The sequence below is a fragment of the Bartonella sp. AP72JLCBS genome (assembly GCF_042195705.1).
Taxonomy (GTDB): Bacteria; Pseudomonadota; Alphaproteobacteria; order Rhizobiales; family Rhizobiaceae; genus Bartonella.
In genome coordinates, this window is sequence record NZ_JBHIOU010000051.1 from 1 (window position 1) to 2,166 (window position 2,166).

1 pseudogene is annotated in these 2,166 nt (G+C 41.4%); it reads right to left on the minus strand.

What is annotated here, in order from left to right:
- Nucleotides 1–2,166, minus strand: a pseudogene (locus ACFILO_RS09215) (hypothetical protein); the annotation flags it as partial.

Sequence of the window (2,166 nt, forward strand, 5' to 3'; positions counted from 1 at the left end):
GCCCTCCATTCGCCACCTTCATAGCTAGCTCCTCCTCCTAAATACATCGCTAGCGTCTGATGCAAGGAATAAAGCTGATTGCCCGTAATCGCCTCTGTCGAACCTTCAGAAATATCGCCATCTAAAACTGACTTCAGTTTGCTCTTACTTCTTTTATCTCCCTTCCCATGAAGCGCTACAAACGCACTGTCTTCATCACTCCACAACAACGCATTCTGCTCAATATTGTCTGAAATCTCATTATGAAGCTTTGTAAATGAATTGCTTACACCAGCAAACGCTTCCGCAATATTAGGGTAGCTATGCTCTTCTGGACTACCATCATCATTAAATGTCGTAACTTTGAAAGTAGGTGCTACCCATTGACCATCTTCATAGTGAGCTCCACCACCAAAATAAGTCGCCAGCGTCTGATTCAAGGAATAAAGCTGAGAACCATTCACGGCTTCCGTCGAGCCTTCAGAAAGTGTTCCAGCTTTCACGCCAGAGAGACTACGTGCATCACCATTCATGTTTGAAATTGTGATTGCACTACCCTCTTTTTCATCACCTATCTTGATTACCTTCGTAGCATCATCCTGCTTAACAAGACTATCTCCTACAACTTTATTAATCTCATTCTGAAGCTCTTTGTGAATATTCGTGAATGAAGCCCCTACACCAGCAAACGCTTTGGCAACATCATCATAACTTTGCTCTTCAACGGCACTGCCATCTTCTTTGACGATCTTAACTTTGAAGCTTGGAGCACTCCATTGACCTTCCTTATATTCAGCGCCACCACCTAAATAAGTTGCAACAGTCTTATTCGTATCAAAAAGCTGAGAACCATTGACCGCCTCACTTGAGGCTTCCGAAAGCGTTCCTGCTTTCACACCGGAAAGAGTCCGTGCGGCACCATCAATATTCGAAAGCTTAACTTCTGTACCACTCTTTTCACCCCCTACACTAATAACATGTATCTTTTCATCTTGTTTAACAAGACTATCTCCCACAACTTGGTTAATCTCATTCTTAAGCTCTTTGTGAATATTCGTGAATGAATTCCCTACACCAGCAAATGCTTTAGCAACATCATCATAACTTTGTTCTTCAACAGCACTGCCATCTTCTTTGACGATCTTAACTTTGAAGCTTGGAGCACTCCATTTTCCTTCTTCATATTCAGCGCCACCGCCTAAATAAGTTGCAACAGTCTTATTCGTATCAAAAAGCTGAGAACCATTGACTGCTTCACTAGAGCTTGCAGAAACCTCTCCATCTAAAAGAAACTTCAATTTGCTATTGTTTCTGTCCTTACCTTCCCCATGCTTGGCTACAAAGGCTTTTTCACTTTCATTCCACAACAGCGCATCGCCTTGAACTTCCTGCGTAATATTCGTGACTTTGTCATTAAAGTCTTTAACCACATTCGTGAAAGAATTACCAACACCTGAAAGAGCTTCTGAAACACTATCATACTCAGCTTCTTCTGATGTGCCATCTTCTTTAAGGTGTGTAACTTTAAATCTAGGCAACAACCATTGATCTTTCTCATACTTAGCATCACCGTTTAAGTACGATGCAAGATCTTTTCCTAAAGAATAAAGTTGGGAGCCATTTACTGCATCTGTCGATTCTTTCGTAATATCTCCTGCCGCAAGGAACTTAATCTTGCTATTTGTCTTTGCACCGTCTTTTCCTCCATGCAAGGCTACAAAAGATTTTTCACCCTCGCTCCATGATAAAGAATCCTGCGCTACTCCTTCAGAAACCTCTTTAATCCGTGCATTCACATTCTTGATATTCTCATCAAGACCAGTAAATGCACTACCAACATTATCAAAAGAGCCATTTGTTATATTACCAGCTGTATCAACCTTGGATAACTTGTAGGTTGGTCCTGTAAACATACCCTCAACAAATTTTGCATCGCCACCAAGGAATTTAGCTACATTCTGAGAAATTGTGTTGATCTGACTACCATTAATCGCATCATGTGAACTCTCACCAATGGCACCATCTTTTACATTATGAAGTGCAACTGGTCCTGCATCCTTACCTTTACCTAAAGTCACACTCGTGTAATCAATGCCGCCATTCTCACCCTCTGTTTTATCGTAATGAACAACAGCCGAGTCATCTGACTGAAGGCTGGTAGAAAGATCCTTCAAACCTTTATCAAGC